The organism is Pseudomonas sp. IPO3774 (assembly GCF_013386835.1).
Lineage (GTDB): Bacteria > Pseudomonadota > Gammaproteobacteria > Pseudomonadales > Pseudomonadaceae > Aquipseudomonas.
The window spans coordinates 50,937-73,342 of sequence record NZ_JACAQY010000017.1; the positions used below are offsets into that span (position 1 = coordinate 50,937).

Sequence of the window (22,406 nt, forward strand, 5' to 3'; positions counted from 1 at the left end):
GGAAGCTGGACGATTGGGCGCCGGGCGTGCCTTTTTCTTTTTATCGGCTGGATCGAACAATGGCTAAGCAACAGCAAGTAGTGGTTGTGGGTGGTGGGGTAATAGGGTTGTTGACGGCGTTCAACCTGGCGACCCAAGGGCAAGCGGTTGTGTTGCTGGATCGTTCGGCGGTCGGTCAGGAGTCTTCCTGGGCCGGCGGCGGCATTGTCTCCCCGCTCTACCCGTGGCGCTACAGCCCGGCCGTGACGGCCCTGGCGCACTGGTCCCAGGATTTTTATCCGCAACTGGCAGAGCGTCTGTTCGCGGCTACTGGCATTGACCCGGAAGTTCACACCACCGGCCTGTATTGGCTGGACCTGGATGATGAAACCGAGGCGCTTGCCTGGGCAGCCCGCGAAGGGCGCCCGCTGAGCAAGGTGGATGTTTCAGCTGCCCATGACGCTGTGCCGGTGCTGGGTGCCGGGTTTTCCCAGGCGATCTATATGGCGGATGTGGCCAATGTGCGTAATCCGCGGTTGGTCAAATCCCTCAAGGCGGCCTTGTTGGCCCTGCCGGGCGTGACGATTCACGAGCAGTGTGCGGTTGATGGGTTTATTCAGCAGGGCGGCAAGGTTGTTGGGGTGAATACGGCGCTCGGGCCGATCCATGGCGATCAGGTAGTGCTGGCCGCCGGCGCCTGGAGCGGTGAGTTGCTGGGCCGCCTGGGGCTTGAGTTGCCCGTGGAGCCGGTCAAGGGGCAGATGATCTTGTACAAGTGTGCGTCGGACTTCTTGTCGTGCATGGTCCTGGCCAAGGGGCGTTATGCGATTCCTCGGCGGGATGGGCACATTCTGATTGGTAGCACGCTGGAGCACGAGGGGTTCGACAAGACGCCCACCGACTCTGCACTGGAAAGCCTGAAAGCCTCTGCCGTCGAGTTGATTCCGGCCCTGGCCGATGCCGAAGTGGTGGGGCATTGGGCCGGTTTGCGGCCCGGTTCGCCGGAGGGCATTCCGTATATTGGCAAGGTGCCAGGTTTCGACGGGCTGTGGCTCAACTGCGGGCATTACCGCAACGGCCTGGTGCTGGCGCCGGCGTCCTGCCAACTGTTTGCCGATTTGTTGCTGGGACATGAGCCGATCATTGATCCGGCCCCGTATGCGCCGGCAGGCCGAATCAACGCTGGATAGATTTCGGCCCTTGCTCCAGATGCGCCTGGGTGCAATACCATTCCTGGCGCAGGCTCAAGGCTCGATCCTGTGGCAGGTGAAGGCCACAGTGGGCGCAACGAACCATCTGGATCGGGCCCTGTTCGCTGGGCCGCTGCTGTTTGGCGGCCGGACTTTTGAATTTGCGCCAAAACCATACCGCGGCAGCAATAACGGCGATCCAGAACAGTAGACGAACCATGGTGGGCAGCTTCTCGACAAGGAATCCCGCAGTTTAGCCAAGGACGTGATGGGCGCACAGCGCAATTATGCAGCGCAATAAAAAAGGGAGCTCCGAAGAGCTCCCTTTTTGCATCGCGGCGAACAATCAGTCAAAGATACCGAAAGTCATGTAGCTGAACCACGAGCGATCTTCGTTGTTGCCCAGGGCTTGAGGCCCTTGCTCTTCGATGATGTCGCCGTTTTCGTCACGCGGCTTGAGGTCCGATGGAATCGAATCCTTGGCGTCCTGGTATTGCTTGATGATGTCCTGGTTGGCGCGGGTTTCGCCCGGTGGCAGCGGTGGACGGGACTCGATCAGGCCCAGGGTGTACTTGCTCAACCACGAGCGGTTGTCGGCTTCGGCAACCTGCGGTACGAACTGGCCGTCCTTCAGGCTTGGGTGGTCCGGGTAGTTGAGCTTCAGGGTTTCCAGGCTGGTGGCCGCCAGGGCGTCCAGGTGCAGGCGCTGGTAAGCCTCGGTCATCACGGCCAGGCCGTCACCCACCGATGGGGTTTCCTGGAAGTTTTCCACTACGTAACGGCCACGGTTGGCGGCAGCGACATACGCCTGGCGGGTCAGGTAGTAGTCGGCTACGTGGATCTCGTAGGAAGCCAGCAGGTTGCGCAGGTAGATCATGCGCTGCTTGGCGTCCGGCGCGTAGCGGCTGTTGGGGTAGCGGCTGGTGAGCTGGGCGAACTCGTTGTAGGAGTCGCGGGCAGCGCCCGGGTCACGCTTGGTCATGTCCAGCGGCAGGAAGCGCGCCAGCAGGCCAACGTCCTGGTCAAACGAGGTCAGGCCCTTGAGGTAGTAGGCGTAGTCCACGTTCGGATGCTGCGGGTGCAGGCGGATAAAACGCTCGGCGGCGGACTTGGCAGCTTCCGGCTCGGCGTTCTTGTAGTTGGCGTAGATCAGCTCGAGCTGGGCCTGGTCGGCGTAACGCCCGAACGGATACCGCGACTCCAGTGCCTTCAGTTTTGCCGTGGCGCTGGTGTAGCTGTGGTTGTTCAGGTCGGTCTGAGCTTGTTGGTACAGCTCGACCTCGCTCAGGTTTTCGTCGACGACTTCCTTTGTTGACGAGCAAGCAGCAGTCATGGCGAGGATGGCGATCAGCAGCAGGTGTTTCACTTGCATGGCGGCTTGCGTCCCTATGACGGCCGCTGTCTTGGGCGGGGCCGTCCTGTTATGATGAGCGCCCCTTGGAAAGCCTCGGGGCAAAAGACGCCGTATTTAACCACAAGCGCGCAGCCGAAACCAAAGGCTGTGCCACGCCTAGTCTGAGCATGTCCGATAAAATTGAACTTCGCGCAGAGGTGCCGTCCGAATTGGGCGGCCAACGCCTCGATCAAGTCGCCGCACAATTATTCGCTGAGCACTCGCGCTCGCGCCTTTCCGCCTGGATCAAAGACGGCCGCCTGACTGTGGATGGAGCGGTTATCCGCCCGCGAGACATAGTCCATGGTGGTGCGATTCTTGAGCTGACTGCCGAGCAGGAAGCCCAGGGAGAATGGATCGCCCAGGACATTGAACTGGACATCGTCTATGAAGACGACGACATCCTGGTGATCAACAAACCTGCCGGCCTGGTGGTTCACCCGGCCGCCGGGCACGCTGATGGCACGCTGCTCAATGCCTTGTTGCACCACGTGCCGGACATCATCAATGTCCCGCGCTGCGGCATCGTGCACCGCCTGGACAAGGACACCACCGGCCTCATGGTGGTAGCCAAGACCATTCAGGCGCAGACGCAGCTGGTCACACAACTGCAGAGCCGCAGCGTCAGCCGGATCTACGAATGCATCGTGATCGGCGTGGTAACCGCCGGTGGCAAAATCAATGCCCCGATCGGCCGCCACGGCCAGCAGCGCCAGCGCATGGCGGTGATGGAAGGCGGCAAGCAAGCCGTCAGCCACTACCGCGTGCTTGAGCGTTTCCGCTCCCACACTCACGTGCGGGTAAAGCTGGAAACCGGTCGTACCCACCAGATTCGGGTGCACATGGCGCACATCAACTTCCCGTTGGTCGGAGATCCGGCCTACGGTGGGCGCTTCCGCATTCCGCCGGCGGCCAGTGCAACCATGGTTGATTCGCTGAAAACCTTCCCGCGCCAGGCGCTGCATGCACGCTTCCTAGAGCTGGATCATCCGACGAGCGGTAAACGGATGAGCTGGGAATCGCCACTCCCAGACGATTTTGTCTGGTTGTTGTCGCTGCTCAAGCAGGATCGCGAGGCGTTTATCGGATGAGTGACTGGCTGATTCCTGACTGGCCCGCGCCGGCCGGGGTGAAAGCCTGCGTTACCACCCGTGCGGGCGGCGTCAGCGTGGCGCCGTTCGACAGCCTAAATCTCGGCGATCATGTCGAGGACAGCCTCGATGCCGTGCTCGAAAATCGCCGTCGTCTCTGCGCTGCCTTCAATATCCAGCCCGCCTGGTTGCGCCAGGTTCACGGTGTGGTTGTCGTTGAGGCGGATCCCGGCCGGACTGCCGAAGCCGATGGCAGTTGGACCAGCACTCCGGGCATCGCCTGCACTTCGATGACGGCTGATTGCCTGCCTGCCTTGTTTTGCAATCGCGCCGGTACCCGCGTCGCGGCAGCCCATGCCGGCTGGCGTGGCCTGGCCGCTGGCGTATTGGAAGCGACCGTTGAAAGCCTGGATACCGAGCCTGCCGACGTACTGGTGTGGCTGGGGCCGGCCATCGGTCCGCAAGCCTTTGAAGTCGGCCCGGAAGTGCGTGAAGCCTTTATGCAGCAACTTCCGGAAACGATTGAGGCGTTCGTGCCCAGTCAGAACCCGGGCAAGTTCATGGCCGACATTTATCAGCTGGCCCGCCTGCGGCTTGCCGCCCGCGGCGTCACTGCCGTGTACGGTGGCGGCTTGTGCACCGTGACGGATCCCCGCTTCTATTCCTACCGTCGCAGCCCGCGCACCGGTCGGTTTGCCTCCCTTGTCTGGCTTGAACGCTAGACTCCTTTGACTTGGGTCAATCCTGACGCAAGTCAGCGGTCGCCCGCTTGAATCTTCCAGAATCCACCCCATCTATAAGGGTATCTGGCAGGTTTCTTCATTCAGGATGTGTTTGTTCATAGCTCCGGCCTGCTCAAAAGGAAGGTGACTAATGCGTATTGATCGTTTAACCAGCAAATTGCAGTTGGCTTTATCTGACGCCCAATCTCTGGCGGTTGGCCTGGATCATCCGGCCATCGAGCCTGCGCACTTGATGCAAGCGCTCCTGGAGCAGCAAGGCGGTTCCATCAAACCCTTGCTGATGCAGGTGGGCTTCGACGTCAACAGCCTGCGCAAGGAGTTGAGCAAAGAGCTCGACCAACTGCCGAAAATCCAAAACCCGACTGGCGACGTGAACATGTCCCAGGATCTGGCGCGTCTGCTTAACCAGGCGGATCGACTGGCGCAGCAAAAGGGCGACCAGTTCATCTCCAGTGAAGTGGTGCTGCTCGCCGCGATGGACGACAACAGCAAACTCGGCAAATTGTTGCTGGGCCAGGGCGTGAGTAAAAAAGCCTTGGAAAACGCCATCAACAACCTGCGCGGCGGCGAGGCGGTAAATGACCCTAACCACGAGGAGTCCCGCCAGGCCCTGGACAAATACACCGTCGACCTGACCAAGCGCGCCGAAGAAGGCAAGCTTGACCCGGTGATCGGCCGTGACGACGAAATTCGTCGCACCATCCAGGTCCTGCAGCGTCGCACCAAGAACAACCCGGTGCTGATCGGCGAACCTGGCGTGGGTAAAACCGCGATTGCCGAAGGCCTGGCCCAGCGCATCATCAATGGTGAAGTGCCGGACGGCCTTAAAGGCAAGCGCCTGCTGTCCCTGGACATGGGGTCGCTGATTGCCGGCGCCAAGTTCCGTGGCGAGTTCGAAGAGCGCCTCAAATCCCTGCTGAACGAACTGTCGAAGCAGGAAGGGCAGATCATTCTGTTTATCGACGAACTGCACACCATGGTCGGCGCCGGTAAAGGCGAAGGCTCGATGGACGCGGGCAACATGCTCAAGCCGGCACTGGCGCGGGGCGAGTTGCATTGCGTGGGTGCGACCACGCTGAACGAATACCGCCAGTACATCGAGAAGGACGCGGCCCTTGAGCGTCGCTTCCAGAAAGTATTGGTGGAAGAACCGAGCGAAGAAGACACCATCGCGATCCTGCGTGGCTTGAAAGAGCGGTATGAGGTCCACCATAAAGTCGCGATCACCGACGGTGCGATCATCGCGGCGGCGAAACTGAGCCATCGCTACATCACTGATCGGCAGTTGCCGGACAAGGCCATCGACTTGATCGACGAAGCGGCCAGCCGCATTCGGATGGAGATCGATTCGAAGCCCGAAGTGCTGGACCGTCTGGATCGGCGCCTGATTCAGCTGAAAGTTGAATCCCAGGCCCTGAAGAAAGAAGAAGACGAGCCGGCGAAGAAACGCCTGGAAAAACTCCAGGAAGAAATTGTTCGCCTGGAACGCGAGTATTCGGACCTCGAAGAAATCTGGACCTCGGAAAAAGCCGAAGTGCAGGGTTCTGCGCAGATCCAGCAAAAGATCGAGCAGTCCCGTCAGGAACTGGAAGCAGCCCGCCGTAAAGGCGACCTGAACCGCATGGCCGAGTTGCAGTACGGGGTGATCCCGGACCTGGAGCGTAGCCTGCAGATGGTCGACCAGCACGGCAAGCCCGAGAACCAGCTGCTGCGCAGTAAGGTGACCGAGGAAGAAATCGCCGAAGTCGTCTCGAAGTGGACCGGTATCCCGGTGTCGAAAATGCTCGAAGGCGAGCGCGACAAGCTGCTGAAGATGGAAAGCCTGTTGCACCAGCGCGTCATCGGCCAGGAAGAGGCGGTGGTCGCGGTGTCCAACGCGGTGCGGCGTTCGCGGGCCGGGTTGTCCGACCCGAACCGTCCGAGCGGCTCGTTCATGTTCCTCGGCCCGACCGGCGTGGGCAAGACCGAGTTGTGCAAGGCCCTGGCCGAATTCCTCTTCGATACCGAAGAGGCGATGGTGCGGATCGATATGTCCGAGTTCATGGAGAAACATTCCGTGGCTCGCCTGATCGGGGCGCCACCAGGCTATGTAGGGTACGAGGAAGGCGGTTACCTGACCGAAGCGGTACGGCGCAAGCCTTACTCGGTGATCCTCCTGGACGAGGTCGAGAAGGCCCACCCGGATGTGTTCAACGTGTTGCTGCAAGTGCTGGAAGATGGCCGCCTGACGGACAGTCACGGGCGTACCGTGGACTTCCGCAATACGGTGATCGTGATGACCTCCAACCTGGGCTCGGTACAGATTCAGGAGCTGGTGGGTGACCGTGAAGCCCAGCGTGCAGCGGTAATGGACGCGCTGACCAGCCACTTCCGGCCGGAGTTCATCAACCGGGTCGATGAAGTGGTGATCTTCGAGCCTCTGGCACGGGATCAGATCGCGGGCATTACCGAGATCCAGTTGGGCCGCCTGCGCAGCCGTCTGGCGGAGCGCGAGTTGTCCCTGGTGCTGAGCCGCGAGGCGTTGGACAAGCTGATCGCGGTTGGTTACGACCCGGTTTATGGCGCACGGCCGTTGAAACGTGCGATCCAGCGCTGGATCGAGAATCCGTTGGCGCAGCTGATCCTGTCGGGCAGCTTTATGCCGGGCACCAGCGTCGAGGCGACGGTGGAGAACGACGAAATCGTCTTCCACTAAGCCCAAGCGGTACTGCTATAAGAAGAGGCCCCGCATTGCGGGGCCTTTTTTTTCGATAGGGCGTTGAACTGTAAGGCAAAGGCTTGTAAAGTGCGCCCCGCAGCAACGTCAGCCCAACGGTTTCTTCTCCCCAAGGAGAAATCAGAAAGAAGCGCAAATCATTGTCTTAAAAGCAATTTAAAGGGTTGACAGGGGTTTTTAAGATTGTAGAATAGCGCGCCTCAGAGACACTAACGTAGCGATACGGAAGCGTCGAAGAGAAGGTAACATGCAACAACGTAACACTTTGAAATATGTAGTTCCGTGATAGCTCAGTCGGTAGAGCAAATGACTGTTAATCATTGGGTCCCAGGTTCGAGTCCTGGTCACGGAGCCAATTTCAAAACCGGGGTATAGCGCAGTCCGGTAGCGCGCCTGCTTTGGGAGCAGGATGTCAGGAGTTCGAATCCCCTTACCCCGACCATATTTGGGTCGTTAGCTCAGTTGGTAGAGCAGTTGGCTTTTAACCAATTGGTCGTAGGTTCGAATCCCACACGACCCACCATTTTTGAGACCAGTTAACGCTGGAATCGAATCTTAAGATCAGAGGCCAAAAGCGCTGATCGAAGAAGGCGACTGAGAGGTCGCCTTTTTTTTACCGGGGTATAGCGCAGTCCGGTAGCGCGCCTGCTTTGGGAGCAGGATGTCAGGAGTTCGAATCCCCTTACCCCGACCATATTAAAAATCCTCGTATCGAAAGATACGGGGATTTTTTTTGTGCGCGGAATCCTGTCCGCACCACAAAACAAATGTGGGAGCGGGCTTGCTCGCGAAAGCGGTGTGTCAGTCAGTGCATCTGGCACTGAACCACCGCTTTCGCGAGCAAGCCCGCTCCCACACTCACCGAGTCCTATCCCGGAACGTGCTGTCAGTGCAGTTTCAGGCGCGGCTCGGTCCCTCGCCCGATCTTGCTCCCCAGCATCAGCATCGCCGTGCGGAAGAAGCCATACAGTGCCATCTGGTGCATGCGATACAGCGACACATAGAACATCCGCGCCAGCCAGCCTTCCAGCATCACGCTGCCCGTCAGGTTGCCCATCAAGTTACCCACCGCCGAGAAGCGCGACAGCGAGATCAGCGAGCCGTAGTCGGTGTACTTGTACGACGGCAGGTCCTTGCCCTCGATCCGCAGTTTCAGCGACTTGGCCAGCAACGATGCCTGCTGGTGAGCTGCCTGGGCCCGTGGCGGCACATTGCGATCGGTGCCGGGTTGCGGGCAGGCCGCGCAGTCACCAAAGGCGAAGATGTTCTCGTCGCGGGTGGTTTGCAGGGTCGGCAGCACTTGCAGTTGGTTGATACGGTTGGTTTCCAGGCCGTCGATGTCCTTGAGGAAGCCTGGCGCACGAATCCCGGCGGCCCAGACCTTGAGACTGGCCGGGATTACCTGGCCGCTGCTGGTGATCAGGGCGTCGGCCGTCACCTCACTCACGGCGGAGTTGGTCAGGACGGTCACCCCGAGTTTCTCCAGGGTTTTGTGCACAGGCCCGCCGATCCGCTCCGGCAGGGCAGGCAGCACCCGTGGGCCGGCTTCGATCAGGGTGATGTGCATGTTTTCCGGCTTGATCTTGTCCAGGCCATAGGCGGCCAGTTCATGTGCGGCGTTATGCAGCTCGGCGGCCAGCTCGACGCCGGTGGCACCGGCGCCGACAATGGCGACGCTGATCTGCTCTACCACGTCCGTCTGCCCGGCATGGGCGCGCAGATAGTGATTGAGCAATTGCTGGTGGAAACGCTCAGCCTGCTTGCGGGTGTCGAGGAACAGGCAGTGTTGCGCCGCGCCTTCGGTGCCGAAGTCATTGGTAGTGCTGCCGACGGCGATCACCAGGCTGTCGTAGCCCAGTACGCGCGCGGGCACCAGTTCCCGGCCTTCCTCGTCGAGGGTGGCGGCCAGCTGGATTTTTTTCTGCTCGCGATCAAGCCCGCTCATGCGCCCCAGCTGGAACTCGAAGTGGTTCCATTTTGCTTGGGCAACATAATTGAGTTCGTCTTCCGAAGAGTTCAGCGAGCCGGCCGCCACCTCGTGGAGCAAGGGTTTCCAGATGTGGGTGAGGTTGGCATCCACCAGGGTGACGCTGGCGATGCCGCGCTTGCCCAGAGTCTTACCCAGGCGGGTAGCCAACTCCAGGCCGCCGGCGCCGCCGCCGACGATAATAATACGATGGGTCATGGGGATATCTCGCAAGGCTAAAGGAAATCGGTGCAGTTACCCGAGCGAGCGCCAGGCAGCTCATAGCGTCAGGTAACTCAAAAGGCGGCTCAGCAAACCCAGGCCGATCACTGCAACCAGCACCACGGCAAGGAGCAGCCAGGGCCGGAAAGGCTTGCGCTCGACTTGGTTCTGGGACAGTTGCAGGTACTCTTCGACATGCTGTTGGTCGTCGGGGTTCAGGCGGCTGGTCATAAAGGCCTCGTCAGGTAGACGTTGCTGAAGGGCGCCACGTTACAGTCGGGTGATTGGCGGCATTGCCTGAAGCATAGTCGCCAACCCGATCACAGGCTGATGCCCACATCAAACACTATGCTGCGCCCCAGATTGTTGCGCAAGAAGTCCGGCGCGTCCGGGTGCGCGAACAGTACGCGGGCGAAGGTCGGCCCCACGAGGGACAGCGAGCGCCAGCCCTGGCGCAGGTACTCGGTGGGAGGAGGGAAGTGACTGTTGAGGTCCAGTACTTCGCGCTTGAGGCTGGCGAAGGCGATGAGGTCCAGCTCCCCCAGGTCCATCCCGCGCTCTTTATAGTTGTGGGCCTTCTTGCGCAGGGTGGGCGCCAGGCGCAACAGGAATTCGTGGGCGGGAATGCGCCGGGGCTTGGCTTCTCGCCGAACCAGTTGGCTCAGGGAAAACGCGCTGCGCCGCCGCAGCAGTTCGTCACGCCATTCATCGTTCAGGCGCCGGCCTTCATCGAGTACGAAAAACACTTCGAAACTGGCGTCGCGAAACAGCACGTCCGGCGGCTCTTGCCCGGCGGCGTGGAATTCTTCGGCGCGGTAGGGCACGTTCAAGCCTTGCAACAGGCGCTGGCAGACCCAACGCTCACGCTCCCATTTGCGGGCATTGGACAGGAACGCGTTGGCTTGTTCGGCCGCTACGGTGAGCAGGCGCAAATAATCTGAGTCATCCATGTCACCAGCTTAGCGTCCAAATGATGACCGCAGGAAGTCCTGCGTCAAAAGGTCGGTGTAGACTGGCCACTCGACAGTTTCCCGTGGCATGAGGAGTATGCAGTGAAGGGTTTTGTGGTGCTGTTCTTGAGTCTTTTGCCCGTGTGGGCCCACGCCGTCGAAGTGGGTGAGCGTGTTGCACCCTGGACGTTGCTTGATCAGTTCGACCAGGCCTACACCCTGGATGACCAGGCGCAAACCTTGCTCGTAGCGCGCAGCATGGACGCCGCCAAGATCGTCGATGCGGCGCTGCAGGGCCAGCCCAAGGGTTACCTGGAGGCTCGGCATGCGGTGTTTCTCGCCGATATCCAGCGCATGCCCCGGCTGATCGCGAAGATGTTCGCGGTGCCGGCGATGCAGGCCTACAACTATCGCGTCATGCTCGACCGCGATGCCCGCGTAAGCCCGCGCTATCCCGCACCTGTGGATAAAGTGCTGTGGCTGCAACTGGATCACGGGACGCTGGTGGCGCAGCACGAATACGACTCCGCCGCTGAACTGCGCCAGGCCCTGGAGCAGGTGCAGCCGTGATCAGCGCAGCGGTGTTGGCGCCGGAAACCCTCAGCATCGGCTGGCTGCTGTATGCGCCGGTGGTGATGTGGGCGCTCCTGCGTTCGCCGTGGGTCGAGCTGTTTGCCGACCGCCGACGCCAGCACTTGCTGTTCGGCACCGTATTCGCACTGTTCATGTTGTGGTTGGTGCGCCGGGATTTCGACACCGGGGTGTCCTATCACTTCATCGGCATGACCGCCGTGACCTTGTTGCTCGATTGGCCCCTGGCGATTGTCGGAGGCTTTGCCGCGCAAATCGGCCTGGTGTTGCTCGGCCGCCAGGACCTGGCCGCCGTGGGGATCAACGGCATGCTGCTGATCCTGTTGCCGGTGCTGGTCACCGAAGGCTGTGCGCTGTTGGTGGAGCGGGCGAGGCCACGCAATCCCTTTGTGTATATCTTCTGTTCGGGCTTTTTCGCCGCCGCACTGTCGGCCTTGTTGTGCCTGCTGGCAGGCCTGGGGCTGCTGTGGTTCGATGGCCGTTTTGCGATGCCGGAATGGATCGAGGATTTTGTCGGCTACTTGTGGCTGATCATTTTCCCCGAGGCCTTTATCAACGGCATGGTGATCAGCGCCCTGGTGGTGTTCTGCCCCGAGTGGCTGGAGACATTCAACCGCACTCGCTACCTCTCGGCGCCCTGGAAGGATGACGATCCGCGGCCTTGATCCAGGTCAAATGCCGCACGCGCAAGTGGTCGCATGCTCTGCAAAATTTCCAGGAGCACGGAATCATGAGTGTGTACGAGTGGGCACGGCAGGAGTTACGCAGAAGCCAGGACGCGGCGCAGGAAATCGGCTTTGACCCGGGCTTGACCCTGCGCGCCATGCTCAGTGCGGTGGTGCAGCAGAGCAAGGGCGTGCGCAGTTTTGAAGACCTGGCCGACGAGCTGCAGTACCTTGCAGAGAATCTCGACGACCAGCAGGACTATGGCTTTATGCGGCCTTAGTGTTTGGGCTGAAAGTCTTCGGAGAACAGGTCGTCCTCGGCGTCCGGGCTGACCGGGATCTTGTGTTCCTCGGACGCCCAGGCGCCCAGGTCGATCAGTTTGCAACGGTCCGAACAGAAGGGACGGTTGACGTTTTCTGCTTTCCATTCCACAGGTGCGCCGCAGGTTGGGCATTCGACGTTCAAGGGTTGGCTCATGATCGGCCTCCACGCAAAGTAAGGTAAAAGTGGTGCAGTCGCTCGACCTCGGCGTGCAGCCGGGCCAGGTCCTGGTCATTGACCAGCACGTCATCGGCATGGCGCAGGCGGTCTTCACGGGTGGCCTGGGCCTTGAGAATCGCCTGCACCTGCGCTTCGCTGATGCCATCGCGTTGCAGGGTACGCTGTATCTGCAACGATTGCGGCACGTCGATCACCAGCACCCGCTGGGTCATGGTGTACTGGCCGGACTCGATCAGCAGCGGTGACACCAGGATCGCGTAAGGCGATTGTGCACGCGCCAGGTGGCTGCGAATCTCCTCGGCTATCAGCGGGTGCAGCAACGCCTCCAGCCAGCGGCGCTCGTCGGGCACTTCGAAGATCAGCTTGCGCAACGCGCCGCGGTCCAGTTGCCCGTCAGGCTGCAGCACACCCGCACCGAAATGCCCGGCAATCTGCGCCAGGGCAGGGCGCCCGGGTTCGACTACCCAGCGCGCGGCGTGGTCGGCGTCAATCAAGTCCACGCCAAGCCGGACGAAGTGTTCGGCGGCGGCGCTTTTGCCACTGCCGATGCCGCCAGTGAGGCCAAGAATCCAGGGTGTTGCGACAGAAGTGGTCATCTGAAACCGACAGACTGCAAATAGAAGTCGGTTATTTGACCACCCCAGAGCAATGCAATCCAGCCGGCAATTGCCAGATACGGACCAAAAGGCATTGGAGTGGATGCCTGGGCTTTGCGCAGGCGCAATAGAATCAGGCCTCCCATCACACCCACCAGGGAAGACAGCAACAGCGTCATCGGCAGGATCTGCCAGCCGCCCCAGGCACCGAGCATGGCCAGCAGCTTGAAATCCCCGTGCCCCATCCCGTCCTTGCCGGTAATCAGCTTGAACACCCAGAACACCGACCACAGGCTCATGTAACCGGCTACCGCGCCCCACAGCGCATCGGGCAATGAAACAAAAACGCCAAAGCTGTTGAGGATCAACCCCAGCCAGAGCAACGGTAGCACCAACGCATCCGGCAGCAGTTGGTGGTCTGCATCGATCAGGCTCATCGCCAGCAAGCCCCAACTCAACAACAACGCCGCTCCGGCTGCCCAGCCAAAACCGAAATGCCAGGCGGCAACCGCCGAGATCAACCCGCACGCCAGTTCGGTGATGAGATAACGCGCGCCAATAGGTTGATGGCAACTTGAGCAACGTCCCTTGAGCAGTACATAACTGAGCAGCGGAATATTCTCCCAGGGGCGAATCGGGTGGTTGCAACGCGGGCAGCAGGAGTTTGGGTGCATCAGGTTATAGGGCGCGGCGACAGGCTCGGCGGGAAGGCCCAGTACTTCATGGGCCTGGGCTCGCCATTCACGTTCCAGCATCTTCGGCAGGCGCCATACCAGCACGTTGATAAAACTGCCGACAATCAAGCCCAGCAGCAACGCGCCTGACACAAACACCCACGGCTGATAAGCGAGGATCTCAGTCAGTGGCGTGCTCAAAAGGCTGTACCGAGTTGAAAGATCGGCAGGTACATGGCCAGCACCAATGCCCCGACGATGCCGCCGAGTACCACCATGATCAGCGGCTCCATGAGGCTGGTAAGGTTGTCCACCAGGTTATCGACGTCAGCCTCGTAGTGGCAGGCGACTTTTTCCAGCATGTTATCGAGGGTGCCCGACTCCTCGCCGATAGCCGTCATCTGGATCGCCATGCCTGGAAACAGGCCGCTTATGGCCATGGATTCATTCAGCTGGATTCCGGTTGCAACGTCGTGCCGCATACGATTGATTGCCTGTCTGAACTGCCCGTTACCCGTGGCGCCGGCCACGGAATCCAATGCCTGCACCAATGGAACGCCCGCCGCAAAGGTGGTCGAGAGCGTGCGAGCGTAGCGGGCGACCGCCGATTTTTTCAGCAGTGTGCCTGCCACGGGAGCTTTCAACAAACTGGCATCGAGCCAGTGGCGAAAGCCTGTGGACGAGCGATAGGCTTTGCGCAGTCCTGCGAAACCGGCACCCGCGGCCAGGATCAGCATCCACCAGCTTTGCTGCATGAACTCCGACAGGCTGATGACGCCCAGGGTAAAGCCCGGCAGTTGTGCATCGACGCCGGCAAACAACCCCTGAAACTGCGGCACCACGTGAATCAGCAGGATTGCGCTGACAGCGGTGGCGACTGCCAGTACCGTCACGGGATAGGTCATGGCCTTCTTGATTCTGGCTTTCAGCTGTTCGCTTTTTTCCAGGTGAATGGCCACCCTTTCCAGCAGCGCTTCGAGTGCGCCCGCCTGTTCACCCGCCGCAACCAGGTTGCAGTACAGATCATCGAAGTAGCGTGGGTATTTCTGCAAGGCGACAGCCAGGCTGCTGCCGGCGGCGATCTCCTGCTTCAAGCCTTGTACCAGCGCCCCCATATGCCGGTTGTCGAAGCCCTCGGCGATGATATCCAGCGCCTGTAAAAGTGCGATACCAGCCTTCAGCAGCGTCGCCAATTGGCGGGTGAAGAGGGCGATCTCTGCCGGTTTGACCGGCAGGGCGAGGCTCGGCCAACCGGCGAATTTCTTGCGTACGCGCCCAGGATTGATACCTTGCTGGCGCAGCAGTGCCTTGATCAGGGCGGGATTGTGACCACGGGTTTCTCCGGATACCTTGCGCCCTTTGCGGTTGACGCCTTCCCAGGCATAGATCGCTGAAACATCATTCATTTCACGGTTCCGCACACAGACAGTGGAAGATTTATAGCTTAGTCAGGTGACGGATTCGGGCAGGCTCGCCGTGAGCGAAAAAATGTCAGTTTGTGCGTCTTGTTCAGCATTGGTTGCGCGGGGGTGAGTACACTGGCGCGGTTGCCGAGACGGGGTGCAGGATGCGCCTCGCGAAAGGTTTTATTCTGGAGAGTGAATGTGATGCGTCAGAAAGGTTTTACCTTGATCGAATTGTTGATCGTCGTGGCAATCATCGGCATTTTGGCCACCATCGGCCTGCCCATGTATACCAAGCACCAGGCCAAGGCCAAGTTCACCGCAGGGCTGGCCGAAGTCTCCGCGTTGAAGGCGGGCTTTGAAGACACGCTGAACCAGGGGACGCCACCGACCCTGGCGTTGATTGGCGGGACCAGCCCAACGGCCAACTGCAAGATTGACGTGACCGGCGACATCGCCACCGGTACTGGCACGATTGCCTGTGAAATCCTCGATGCACCCGCGCCGGTCCTGGGCAAGATCATCACCTTGACCCGTAGCGCCACAACCGGCTGGAAGTGCACCACCACGGCAGAAGACCAATACGCCGCTAAAGGTTGTGCTTCCGGCGGCGCGTGATCATCAGGTCGTCTACTGTTTACGCAGCAAGGAAGAGCGTGTGTGTAAACCGCTCTACGCCCATCACAAGGAAGTAGAGGTTGCCGATGACGTCGTCTGTCCAGCAGCGGGGGAACATATTCCTCGTCGTGGTTATGTGTCTGCTGATGCTGGCTATCTGCGCGCCGTTCAGTAGCCATGACTGGCAACGTGCGGTGCAGATATCGGTGGCGCTGTGTGCGGTGGTGTATGGGCTGTGCTTGCCGCAGGCAGAGCGATGCGTAGACAGGTCGACAGCGCTCGGGGTGTCGCTGATCGGGGGCGCGGGGCTGGTTTCGGCCCTGTTGGCCCACCAGCCACTCTGGGCGTTGACCGAGCTGGCGCTGCTCATCAGTTGTTGCGCCACTGCTGTGGCTTTCAGCCGGGCCAGGCGCAATGGGGATGAGTCCCTGGATCGTGTATTGGTCCTGTTCGTATTGCTGCTGTGCATGGTTAAAAGCATTCAATATCTGCACGCCGGGGTCCTCGCCTTCACCAGCGGCGAAGCAATCGTGAATACCGATTTGCTGTTGTCCGGGTTCTCCAATAAACGTTTCTACGGTCAGTTCCAGACCTTCACCCTGCCGCTGCTGGCGCTTCCCTTGCTGGTTTCAAACGTCGCTCGTCCAGCGCGGGGCGCAGTGTTCGCCCTGCTGTGTGTCTGGTGGCTGATCGCGATCGGTGGCGGTACCCGCGGCACCTGGCTCGGTATGGGCGCTGCCGGCTGCGTGCTGATGTTCCTGGGGCCGCAGGGGCGCCGTTGGCTGGGCTGGCAGTTGGCGGCACTGGCCTGTGGGTTAGTGTTGTATTGGTTGGTCTTCACGGTGCTGGCAGGGTACTTGGGGATTGTAATTTCCAATGGTGCCGTAGATCGACTGACCACCAGCCTCTCGGGGCGTGGGCCGATATGGTGGCAGGCCTGGAGCATGATTATCGAGCGGCCCTGGCTGGGTTTCGGGCCGATGCATTTTGCCGACATCGCCAATGACATTGCCGCGCATCCCCACCAGGCGATTCTGCAGTGGGCCAGCGAATGGGGCGTACCGTCGACGCTGTGCGTGATCGCGTTGGTCGCGTGGGCGGGTTGGTCAACCTTGGACGTGTTGCGTAAGCGTGCGTTGTCATTGGCGCCCGTGGACCTGCTGCGCCTGTGCCTGTTTGCCTCTCTGATCGGTGCACTGACCCAGGCACAGGTGGATGGGGTAATCGTGATGCCGGTGTCGCAACTCTGGCTGGCGCTGGTGGTTGGCTGGCTGATGGGATTGCATGTGTGGCGCGTTCCATCGGTCGCCCCGGTACCGGCGTTGTACAGGGTGTGGATGGCAGCGAGTGTCGTGGCCGTCGGCTTGCTGGTGTTCGTCGCGATTCGTGACGTGCCCCGACTCACGGAGCGCAGCGAGCACTACATGGGCCTGAGTAACGGTCACCTGCAGCCACGCTTTTGGGTGCAAGGTGTGATTGCCCTCGAAATGCAGTGAGTTGCCGGACGTCCAAGGCAGTGCTAGCTTTAGCCCACCGCCCGTGTAGCTCAGCCGGTAGAGCAGCGCACTCGTAACGCGAAGGTCGCAGGTTCGATTCCTGTCTCGGGCACAAAGGCAACACAGTTTTCAGATGATCCCAGAATGGTTCTGAAGGCCAGACGAACCGGTATTCATGCCTGTTCTTTTGTATCTGCGCGACCTTGATGACCCAGATGCATCCCCATTCCTCGATCTAAGAGAACGACATGACCACACAAGAAATGACCCAGGAAGCGCGGCACGAAGCAGCCCTCAAAAAGTACGTCGCGGAATCGCCGGAACTGCTGGATGAGATCAAGGACCTGAGCGCCGATGATCAAAGGGACCAGATCCAATGGGCGTTTGAGGATGAGGCCGAGGCCCAGGGCCTGCAGCCATGGGAACTGACCCTGAAGTACACCTCCACCCCCGAAGCGTTCGAGGCGGCGCGCCTGGCTTTGCACAAGGAAGCGGCCGAGGTGCTGGGTGTCGACTGGAACGAGTATTGCGGGATGAACAATCTCGCGATCTGACACAAGTTTAATGTGGCGAGGGGGCTTGCTCCCGCTGGGTTGCCAAGCGACCCCAAAAACCTTTGGAGCGCTGCGCACTCCAGCGGGAGCAAGCTCCCTCGCCACAAAAGCAGGCGCTTACATTCAAGGGCGTTTCAGAGACTAAGCCGCATCGACAAATCCACCGCCTTCACATCCTTGGTCATCGCCCCGATGGAGATGTAGTCCACGCCGGTTTCAGCGATGGGCAGCAGGGTGCTTTCGTTGATCCCGCCACTGGCCTCCAGCTTGGCTTTGCCGTTGTTCAGGCGCACCGCTTCGCGCATGTCATCCAGGCTCAGCTCATCCAGCATGATGATGTCGGCGCCCGCCGCCAGTGCCTCACGCAGTTCCTCCAGGCTTTCCACTTCGATTTCCACCGGCTTGCCCGGGGCGATCTTGTGGGCGGCGCTGATGGCCTGGGCAATGCCGCCGCAGGCTGCGATATGGTTTTCCTTGATCAGGAACGCGTCATACAGGCCGATGCGGTGGTTGTGGCAACCACCGCAGGTCACTGCATATTTTTGCGCCAGGCGCAGGCCGGGCAGTGTCTTGCGGGTATCCAGCAGCTTGACCTGGGTGGACGCGACAAAGTCCGCCAGGTATTGGGCGCGGGTGGCAACGCCTGACAACAGTTGCAGGAAATTCAGCGCGCAACGCTCGCCACTGAGCAGCGAGCGGGCCGGGCCTTCAAGGTGAAACAGCGCCTGGTTGGGGCTGACACGTTCGCCGTCGCGCACCTGCCAATGCACCGCGACGCGTGGGTCCAATTGGCGAAACACCGCTTCCACCCAGGCCGTGCCGCTGATGACGGCGGCGTCGCGCGTGATGATCGTGGCCTTGGCCAGGCGTTCGGCGGGGATCAGTTGTGCGGTGATATCCCCGCTGCCGATGTCTTCCAGCAGTGCGCGACGCACGTTGGCTTCGATTTCGGCGGTCAGGTCGGCTAGACGAAGATTGGGCATAACAGGCTCCACAAACAAAGTGCCTGGATTATAGGGGCAGGGCGGGCCTGAACCCAAGGCAACTGGCACCTCGGGTGCGGTGCGCGATGTTCATTTACACGGCAATCACAGAGTTCGCTGGCGCAACAACCCTCATTTGCAAGATAATCTCGCGCCTTGCAATTGGCGTCATAGCTTTGACGTCACGGTGATAGCCCGATTTTCGCAGTGCCCCGGCGTGCTTCGCGCCGTTGCTGCACCGATCCTTCACACAATCGAATACCGCCGTTTCAGGAGGCCAGGATGCACAATGACGGGAAGGTGGTGCCGATCAATAAGGCACGGGCGACGCCATCGCCGCTCGCCCGCCTGCCGGTGGTGTTGCTCCAGGTCCGTGACAAGGCGGCGCAGCAACTCAGGCAGGGACTGCAGGAGCTGTTTGATAACGCCGACGACACCCTGTTCGAAATGGCCGACAAGACCCGCAGTAACGTCGACCACGGTATTTTCTTTGAAGCCATGCGCGACCTGCGCCTCAAGCGCAAGAATTTCGAGCGTGGCTTCATGGAGCAACTCTACGAAGCGTTTGCCAATCTTGGCAACGTGGAGCGCGGTGAGCTGCAACTGATTCCGGTGGTGTCCTACACCGCGGCGCCCGGGGTCTCGGGCGATGAGCTGGAAAAAGCCGTCGCGCTCGAGGCCATGCTGGGCAAGGTGCTGCGCCGTGACGGGCTCGCCCTTGGGCAATTGACAGCCCGGCTCAATGCCTTGCTCGACAAACGCCTGGATGATCGGGACAACCCCCTGGGCCCGGCAATGCTGTGCGCGTTTTTTCTGCAAGCAGGACGCAGCCTTGGCGTGGAAATCCGGGTCAAGCTGATCATTCTCAAGCTGTTTGAGAAATACGTGCTCAGTGACGCTGATCTGTTGTACGGCGAAGCCAATCAGTTGCTGATCGCCACCGGCGTATTGCCCGAACTCAAGGCCGTGCCATCGCGGCGCGCCGTCGCCACGGCCGAGTTGCCTGAAGACACCCCGCCGATTGCCGGCCACCCGGCAGACGACAGCGGCCAGGAAGTTTTCGCGGCGTTGCAGGAATTGCTGTCGGCAGTGCGCGGCAGCGTGGCACCCACGCTGGAAGCCAGCGCCGAGACCCAGCCCATCTCCACCCGTGACCTGCTGCGCCTGCTCTCCCATTTGCAGCAATATGTGCCTGAGCCTGAGGTCGAGGACGATTTCGACCTGCGCAACCAGCTTGAACAATTGCTGACCCGGGTCAGCGTCAAGAGCGGCAAGTCTCGGGTGGTGGAGGATGCGGACGAGGATGTGATCAACCTGATCGCCATGCTGTTCGAGTTCATCCTCAATGACGGTACGGTGCCCGAGTCCCTCAAGGCGCTGATCGCCCGCCTGCAGATCCCGATGCTGAAAGTGGCGGTGCTGGACAAGAGTTTTTTCAGCCGCACCAATCACCCGGCGCGACGCTTGCTCAATGAAATCGCTTCGGCGGCCATGGGCTGGAGCCAGCGCGACGATTATCAGCGCGACAGCCTGTACCTGCACATCGAGCAGGTGGTGCAGCGGTTGCTGAACGATTTTGTGGATGATCCGGCAATCTTTTCCCAGTTACTGACCGAGTTCACCGCGTTTACCCATGACGAGCGACGCCGCAGCGAATTGCTGGAGCAACGTACCCGCGATGCGGAAGAAGGGCGCGCCCGTACCGAAATCGCTCGTCAGCGTGTAGCCGAAGCCCTCAATCTGCGGTTGCTGGGCAAAGTACTGCCCGAGGTCGTGGTGCAGTTCCTGCAACAGGCCTGGAGCCAGGTGCTGTTGCTGGCGTGCCTGAAGCATGGCGAGCACTCGCCACAATGGCTGGCCGGGTTGCGCACCATGGACGAGTTGATCTGGAGTGTCGGCCTCAGCGAAGACACCGAAGCCGGCCGGCACCTGCTGGAGCAGTTGCCAGGCTTGCTGAAAGCCTTGCGCGATGGGTTGAGCGGCGCGGCATTCGATCCCTTCATTACCCGGGAATTTTTCACCCGCTTGCAAACCCTGCATGTCCAATCGTTCCGGGGCAGTGCCGAGGAACAACCGTCGCTGTCGCAAGTCGAGGTGCGCGAGGCATTCGTCCTCAGTCCCGCGGCACCGGCCATCGAGGCGAGCCTGCCGGAAGATGATCCCGACCTGCTCAAGGTTCGCCAACTGCGGATCGGTTGCTGGGTGGAATTTCAGGAAGACGCCGAAAACACCCTGCGTTGCAAGCTGACGGCGATTATTGCGCCGGGCAATACCTGTATTTTCGTCAATCGAACCGGCCTCAAGGTATTGGAAAAAAATCCGCTTGAACTGGCCCTGGAGTTCAAGCGCGGCGCGGTGCGAACCCTGGATGATGCGCTGTTGTTCGACCGCGCCCTGGCTTCGGTGATTGGCAACCTGCGCCAACTTCATCGCGCCAAGTGATCGCAACCAGACAGCGGAACGCGGCATACTGAGTCACCCCAGCCTCGTTCAAGGAACCAGTATGCAGTTGGACCCCGCCAGCGGTTGGTGCCAGGGCATTCGCCATTGCCCCTCGCCCAACTTCAACGAGCGCCCCGGTGGCGAGATTTCCCTGTTGGTGGTGCACAACATCAGCCTGCCACCGGCGCAATTCGCCACCGGCAAGGTGCACGAGTTTTTCCAGAATCGCCTGGATGTCACGGAACACCCCTACTTTGAAGGTATTGCCGACCTACGGGTTTCTGCGCATTTTCTGATTGAGCGTGATGGCGCGGTGACGCAGTTTGTCTCGTGTCGGGACCGGGCCTGGCATGCCGGGGTATCGAGCTTCGAGGGGCGTGAGACGTGTAACGACTTTTCCCTGGGGATCGAGTTGGAGGGCACTGATGACCTGCCCTTCACCGATGCCCAGTATCAATCCCTGATCGCCCTGACGCGCCAGTTGCTGGCGACGTACACGGGCATTACCCGCCAGCGCATTTGTGGCCATAGCGATATCGCCCCGGGACGCAAGACCGACCCCGGACCCGAATTTGATTGGGCGCGCTTTCGCAGCGCCTTGCAGGATGGAGGACACGCACAATGAGTTTTCTGGTGTTGGTGCTGGCGGTATGGATCGAGAAGTTCTCGGCCCTGCGTCACCGAATACAACGTGATGGCGGTTGGTTGCGGGAACTGGCCAAGCTGGAGTCGAGCGCCAGCCTGGGCAAGCAGCCGTGGCTGATCCTCACATTGCTGGTGCTGCTGCCGGTGGCCTTGCTTGCGTTGTTGTTGCTGGTGCTGGAGCCAGTGGCCTATGGCCTGTTGGCGCTGCCGGTGCACCTGCTGGTGGTGATCTACAGCCTGGGCCGTGGCGATCTCCTGGCCGGATTGGGCCCGTTCCGTGATGCCTGGCGTCGGGGTGACCTGCAGGCGGCCGAACATGTGGCCGAACGTGACTTGAGCATCAGTGCCGACAGTGGTGAACAGTTGCTGGAGCGGGTCCAGGGCCATCTGTTGTGGCAGGCCTACCAAAGCTTTTTCGCGGTGATTTTCTGGTACTTCCTCCTCGGGCCGGTGGCCGCCCTGGCCTACCGTCTACTGGCGCTGGCGACCGAGAACAGCAAGAACCCGCTGGTGGCCGAGCGTGCCGGGCAATTGCGCCATGCCTTCGACTGGTTGCCGGTACGTTTGCTGGCGGCGAGTTTCGCCCTGGTCGGCAACTTTGTGGCGGTCGGCCGGGTGATGCTGCATGAGCTGCTGAGCTGGGACATCAGTGCTGCGCAACTGGTGGAGAAGGTGGGCGTGGTGGCCGCGGAGATCCCGCCACCGGTGGTAGGCGCCGAGGGCATCAACAGCCTTGATCGTATCTGGGAGTTGCTGCTGCGTGCCGCCGTGCTGTGGTACGCCGGCTTTGCCATCTGGACCGTGCTGCCCTGATTTGCCTCCCTGTAGGAGCGGGCAAGCTCGCTCCTACCTCGTTAACCTTAAGTTACAAACCTCCTTTTCGAATTGAGCTATACAGACAGAGCGCCAAATAGTGGCTATCTGCCGCCGCCCTGCGCCCTCAATAAAAATAAAAGAAAAGGGAGTTCACCTGTGAAGAGCTTGCTC

The 22,406-nt window shown here is 60.5% G+C and carries 23 protein-coding genes and 5 tRNA genes; 18 read left to right on the forward strand and 10 right to left on the reverse strand.

The window, feature by feature from the left end:
• Window positions 1–59: 59 nt before the first annotated feature.
• Entirely contained in the window at window positions 60–1,169 is a 1,110-nt protein-coding gene (thiO, locus tag HYE77_RS10630; RefSeq protein ID WP_003215894.1) for a glycine oxidase ThiO, read from the forward strand.
• Here the strand turns inward: thiO and HYE77_RS10635 are convergent.
• Window positions 1,156–1,389, reverse strand: a complete 234-nt coding sequence (locus HYE77_RS10635) for a PP0621 family protein (protein WP_026078011.1) — start codon at window positions 1,387–1,389, stop codon at window positions 1,156–1,158. The genes thiO and HYE77_RS10635 overlap by 14 nt on opposite strands.
• Before the next feature lie 126 nt (window positions 1,390–1,515).
• Complete coding sequence (locus HYE77_RS10640; protein ID WP_102369923.1) at window positions 1,516–2,541, reverse strand: outer membrane protein assembly factor BamD; 1,026 nt, start codon at window positions 2,539–2,541, stop codon at window positions 1,516–1,518.
• Window positions 2,542–2,690: 149 nt separating this feature from the next.
• On the opposite strand from HYE77_RS10640, the gene rluD reads away from it, so the two are divergent.
• The 7 genes from rluD (at window position 2,691) to HYE77_RS10675 (ending at window position 7,806) form a co-directional block, all read left to right on the forward strand.
• The gene (rluD, locus tag HYE77_RS10645; RefSeq protein WP_003215899.1) at window positions 2,691–3,653 is read left to right on the forward strand and encodes a 23S rRNA pseudouridine(1911/1915/1917) synthase RluD; all 963 of its coding nucleotides are present in this window, start codon (window positions 2,691–2,693) and stop codon (window positions 3,651–3,653) included.
• Window positions 3,650–4,375, forward strand: coding sequence for a peptidoglycan editing factor PgeF (pgeF, locus tag HYE77_RS10650; RefSeq protein ID WP_008432852.1), 726 nt, complete (start codon window positions 3,650–3,652; stop codon window positions 4,373–4,375). Before rluD ends, pgeF begins: the two co-directional genes overlap by 4 nt.
• A 151-nt stretch (window positions 4,376–4,526) precedes the next feature.
• The gene (gene clpB / locus HYE77_RS10655) at window positions 4,527–7,091 is read left to right on the forward strand and encodes an ATP-dependent chaperone ClpB (protein ID WP_003215904.1); all 2,565 of its coding nucleotides are present in this window, start codon (window positions 4,527–4,529) and stop codon (window positions 7,089–7,091) included.
• A 300-nt stretch (window positions 7,092–7,391) separates the two neighbouring features.
• Window positions 7,392–7,467 (forward strand) — tRNA-Asn (locus tag HYE77_RS10660).
• Between the two features lie 10 nt (window positions 7,468–7,477).
• Window positions 7,478–7,554, forward strand: a tRNA-Pro gene (locus HYE77_RS10665).
• 5 nt (window positions 7,555–7,559) lie between these two features.
• Window positions 7,560–7,635: transfer RNA gene (locus tag HYE77_RS10670), tRNA-Lys, on the forward strand.
• A 94-nt stretch (window positions 7,636–7,729) separates the two neighbouring features.
• Window positions 7,730–7,806 (forward strand) — tRNA-Pro (locus tag HYE77_RS10675).
• Window positions 7,807–7,998: 192 nt separating this feature from the next.
• Here HYE77_RS10675 and HYE77_RS10680 read toward each other — a convergent pair.
• The 3 genes from HYE77_RS10680 to HYE77_RS10690 form a co-directional block, all read right to left on the reverse strand.
• Window positions 7,999–9,297, reverse strand: coding sequence for an NAD(P)/FAD-dependent oxidoreductase (locus HYE77_RS10680; RefSeq protein WP_003215906.1), 1,299 nt, complete (start codon window positions 9,295–9,297; stop codon window positions 7,999–8,001).
• 60 nt (window positions 9,298–9,357) lie between these two features.
• On the reverse strand, window positions 9,358–9,531 hold the full coding sequence (locus HYE77_RS10685; RefSeq protein ID WP_010174986.1) for a DUF3094 family protein: 174 nt from the start codon (window positions 9,529–9,531) through the stop codon (window positions 9,358–9,360).
• An 89-nt stretch (window positions 9,532–9,620) separates the two neighbouring features.
• Window positions 9,621–10,250, reverse strand: coding sequence for a DUF1780 domain-containing protein (locus HYE77_RS10690; protein WP_008437312.1), 630 nt, complete (start codon window positions 10,248–10,250; stop codon window positions 9,621–9,623).
• Window positions 10,251–10,352: 102 nt separating this feature from the next.
• Between HYE77_RS10690 and HYE77_RS10695 the strand changes: the two genes are divergently transcribed.
• From HYE77_RS10695 to HYE77_RS10705, 3 genes are all read left to right on the forward strand, one after another.
• Window positions 10,353–10,820 carry an FAD/FMN-containing dehydrogenase gene (locus HYE77_RS10695; RefSeq protein ID WP_177068768.1) on the forward strand — a complete coding sequence of 156 codons (468 nt, stop codon included), beginning with the start codon at window positions 10,353–10,355 and terminating at the stop codon, window positions 10,818–10,820.
• A complete protein-coding gene (locus tag HYE77_RS10700) occupies window positions 10,817–11,506 on the forward strand; it encodes an energy-coupling factor ABC transporter permease (RefSeq protein ID WP_102604574.1) in 690 nt (229 codons plus the stop codon). Before HYE77_RS10695 ends, HYE77_RS10700 begins: the two co-directional genes overlap by 4 nt.
• A gap of 65 nt (window positions 11,507–11,571) precedes the next feature.
• The gene (locus tag HYE77_RS10705; RefSeq protein WP_003215917.1) at window positions 11,572–11,787 is read left to right on the forward strand and encodes a hypothetical protein; all 216 of its coding nucleotides are present in this window, start codon (window positions 11,572–11,574) and stop codon (window positions 11,785–11,787) included.
• On the opposite strand, the gene yacG is transcribed toward HYE77_RS10705, so the two are convergent.
• The 4 genes from yacG to HYE77_RS10725 are packed head-to-tail and all read right to left on the reverse strand — an operon-like array spanning window position 11,784 to window position 14,684.
• Complete coding sequence (gene yacG / locus HYE77_RS10710; RefSeq protein ID WP_003215918.1) at window positions 11,784–11,984, reverse strand: DNA gyrase inhibitor YacG; 201 nt, start codon at window positions 11,982–11,984, stop codon at window positions 11,784–11,786. The two genes, HYE77_RS10705 and yacG, sit on opposite strands and share 4 nt — an antisense overlap.
• A complete protein-coding gene (coaE, locus tag HYE77_RS10715; protein ID WP_008437307.1) occupies window positions 11,981–12,604 on the reverse strand; it encodes a dephospho-CoA kinase in 624 nt (207 codons plus the stop codon). Before coaE ends, yacG begins: the two co-directional genes overlap by 4 nt.
• Window positions 12,601–13,479, reverse strand: coding sequence for an A24 family peptidase (locus tag HYE77_RS10720; RefSeq protein ID WP_371321558.1), 879 nt, complete (start codon window positions 13,477–13,479; stop codon window positions 12,601–12,603). The genes coaE and HYE77_RS10720 overlap by 4 nt, the downstream gene beginning before the upstream one ends.
• Window positions 13,476–14,684, reverse strand: a complete 1,209-nt coding sequence (locus HYE77_RS10725) for a type II secretion system F family protein (RefSeq protein ID WP_177068769.1) — start codon at window positions 14,682–14,684, stop codon at window positions 13,476–13,478. The genes HYE77_RS10720 and HYE77_RS10725 overlap by 4 nt, the downstream gene beginning before the upstream one ends.
• Window positions 14,685–14,885: 201 nt before the next feature.
• Here HYE77_RS10725 and HYE77_RS10730 point away from each other — a divergent pair, with 201 nt between their 5' ends.
• The 4 genes from HYE77_RS10730 (at window position 14,886) to HYE77_RS10745 (ending at window position 17,349) form a co-directional block, all read left to right on the forward strand.
• Window positions 14,886–15,299 (forward strand): pilin, encoded by a 414-nt coding sequence (locus tag HYE77_RS10730; protein WP_177068770.1) that lies wholly within the window; start codon window positions 14,886–14,888, stop codon window positions 15,297–15,299.
• 86 nt (window positions 15,300–15,385) lie between these two features.
• A complete protein-coding gene (locus tag HYE77_RS10735) occupies window positions 15,386–16,795 on the forward strand; it encodes an O-antigen ligase (RefSeq protein WP_177067060.1) in 1,410 nt (469 codons plus the stop codon).
• A 39-nt stretch (window positions 16,796–16,834) separates the two neighbouring features.
• Window positions 16,835–16,907: transfer RNA gene (locus HYE77_RS10740), tRNA-Thr, on the forward strand.
• 136 nt (window positions 16,908–17,043) lie between these two features.
• Window positions 17,044–17,349 (forward strand): DUF6388 family protein, encoded by a 306-nt coding sequence (locus HYE77_RS10745; RefSeq protein WP_008437299.1) that lies wholly within the window; start codon window positions 17,044–17,046, stop codon window positions 17,347–17,349.
• 134 nt (window positions 17,350–17,483) lie between these two features.
• Here the strand turns inward: HYE77_RS10745 and nadC are convergent, their stop codons facing one another.
• Window positions 17,484–18,332 carry a carboxylating nicotinate-nucleotide diphosphorylase gene (gene nadC, locus HYE77_RS10750; RefSeq protein WP_008437288.1) on the reverse strand — a complete coding sequence of 283 codons (849 nt, stop codon included), beginning with the start codon at window positions 18,330–18,332 and terminating at the stop codon, window positions 17,484–17,486.
• Between the two features lie 282 nt (window positions 18,333–18,614).
• Between nadC and HYE77_RS10755 the strand changes: the two genes are divergently transcribed.
• The 3 genes from HYE77_RS10755 (at window position 18,615) to ampE (ending at window position 22,232) form a co-directional block, all read left to right on the forward strand.
• On the forward strand, window positions 18,615–20,774 hold the full coding sequence (locus HYE77_RS10755) for a DUF1631 domain-containing protein (protein WP_087694621.1): 2,160 nt from the start codon (window positions 18,615–18,617) through the stop codon (window positions 20,772–20,774).
• Window positions 20,775–20,835: 61 nt separating this feature from the next.
• Window positions 20,836–21,399, forward strand: coding sequence for a 1,6-anhydro-N-acetylmuramyl-L-alanine amidase AmpD (ampD, locus tag HYE77_RS10760; protein WP_177068771.1), 564 nt, complete (start codon window positions 20,836–20,838; stop codon window positions 21,397–21,399).
• The gene (gene ampE, locus HYE77_RS10765; RefSeq protein ID WP_177068772.1) at window positions 21,396–22,232 is read left to right on the forward strand and encodes a regulatory signaling modulator protein AmpE; all 837 of its coding nucleotides are present in this window, start codon (window positions 21,396–21,398) and stop codon (window positions 22,230–22,232) included. Before ampD ends, ampE begins: the two co-directional genes overlap by 4 nt.
• The last annotated feature ends 174 nt before the right edge of the window (window positions 22,233–22,406 follow it).

Coding starts and splice junctions, on each gene's coding strand:
- HYE77_RS10680 (WP_003215906.1), bottom strand. CDS start 9,297: ATGACCCATCGTATTATTATCGTCGGCGGCGGCGCCGGCGGCCTGGAG.
- nadC (WP_008437288.1), bottom strand. CDS start 18,332: ATGCCCAATCTTCGTCTAGCCGACCTGACCGCCGAAATCGAAGCCAAC.
- HYE77_RS10735 (WP_177067060.1), top strand. CDS start 15,386: ATGACGTCGTCTGTCCAGCAGCGGGGGAACATATTCCTCGTCGTGGTT.
- HYE77_RS10640 (WP_102369923.1), bottom strand. CDS start 2,541: ATGCAAGTGAAACACCTGCTGCTGATCGCCATCCTCGCCATGACTGCT.
- rluD (WP_003215899.1), top strand. CDS start 2,691: ATGTCCGATAAAATTGAACTTCGCGCAGAGGTGCCGTCCGAATTGGGC.
- HYE77_RS10730 (WP_177068770.1), top strand. CDS start 14,886: ATGCGTCAGAAAGGTTTTACCTTGATCGAATTGTTGATCGTCGTGGCA.
- ampD (WP_177068771.1), top strand. CDS start 20,836: ATGCAGTTGGACCCCGCCAGCGGTTGGTGCCAGGGCATTCGCCATTGC.
- HYE77_RS10685 (WP_010174986.1), bottom strand. CDS start 9,531: ATGACCAGCCGCCTGAACCCCGACGACCAACAGCATGTCGAAGAGTAC.
- thiO (WP_003215894.1), top strand. CDS start 60: ATGGCTAAGCAACAGCAAGTAGTGGTTGTGGGTGGTGGGGTAATAGGG.
- yacG (WP_003215918.1), bottom strand. CDS start 11,984: ATGAGCCAACCCTTGAACGTCGAATGCCCAACCTGCGGCGCACCTGTG.
- coaE (WP_008437307.1), bottom strand. CDS start 12,604: ATGACCACTTCTGTCGCAACACCCTGGATTCTTGGCCTCACTGGCGGC.
- HYE77_RS10725 (WP_177068769.1), bottom strand. CDS start 14,684: ATGAATGATGTTTCAGCGATCTATGCCTGGGAAGGCGTCAACCGCAAA.
- clpB (WP_003215904.1), top strand. CDS start 4,527: ATGCGTATTGATCGTTTAACCAGCAAATTGCAGTTGGCTTTATCTGAC.
- HYE77_RS10690 (WP_008437312.1), bottom strand. CDS start 10,250: ATGGATGACTCAGATTATTTGCGCCTGCTCACCGTAGCGGCCGAACAA.
- HYE77_RS10755 (WP_087694621.1), top strand. CDS start 18,615: ATGCACAATGACGGGAAGGTGGTGCCGATCAATAAGGCACGGGCGACG.
- HYE77_RS10705 (WP_003215917.1), top strand. CDS start 11,572: ATGAGTGTGTACGAGTGGGCACGGCAGGAGTTACGCAGAAGCCAGGAC.
- HYE77_RS10635 (WP_026078011.1), bottom strand. CDS start 1,389: ATGGTTCGTCTACTGTTCTGGATCGCCGTTATTGCTGCCGCGGTATGG.
- ampE (WP_177068772.1), top strand. CDS start 21,396: ATGAGTTTTCTGGTGTTGGTGCTGGCGGTATGGATCGAGAAGTTCTCG.
- HYE77_RS10745 (WP_008437299.1), top strand. CDS start 17,044: ATGACCACACAAGAAATGACCCAGGAAGCGCGGCACGAAGCAGCCCTC.
- pgeF (WP_008432852.1), top strand. CDS start 3,650: ATGAGTGACTGGCTGATTCCTGACTGGCCCGCGCCGGCCGGGGTGAAA.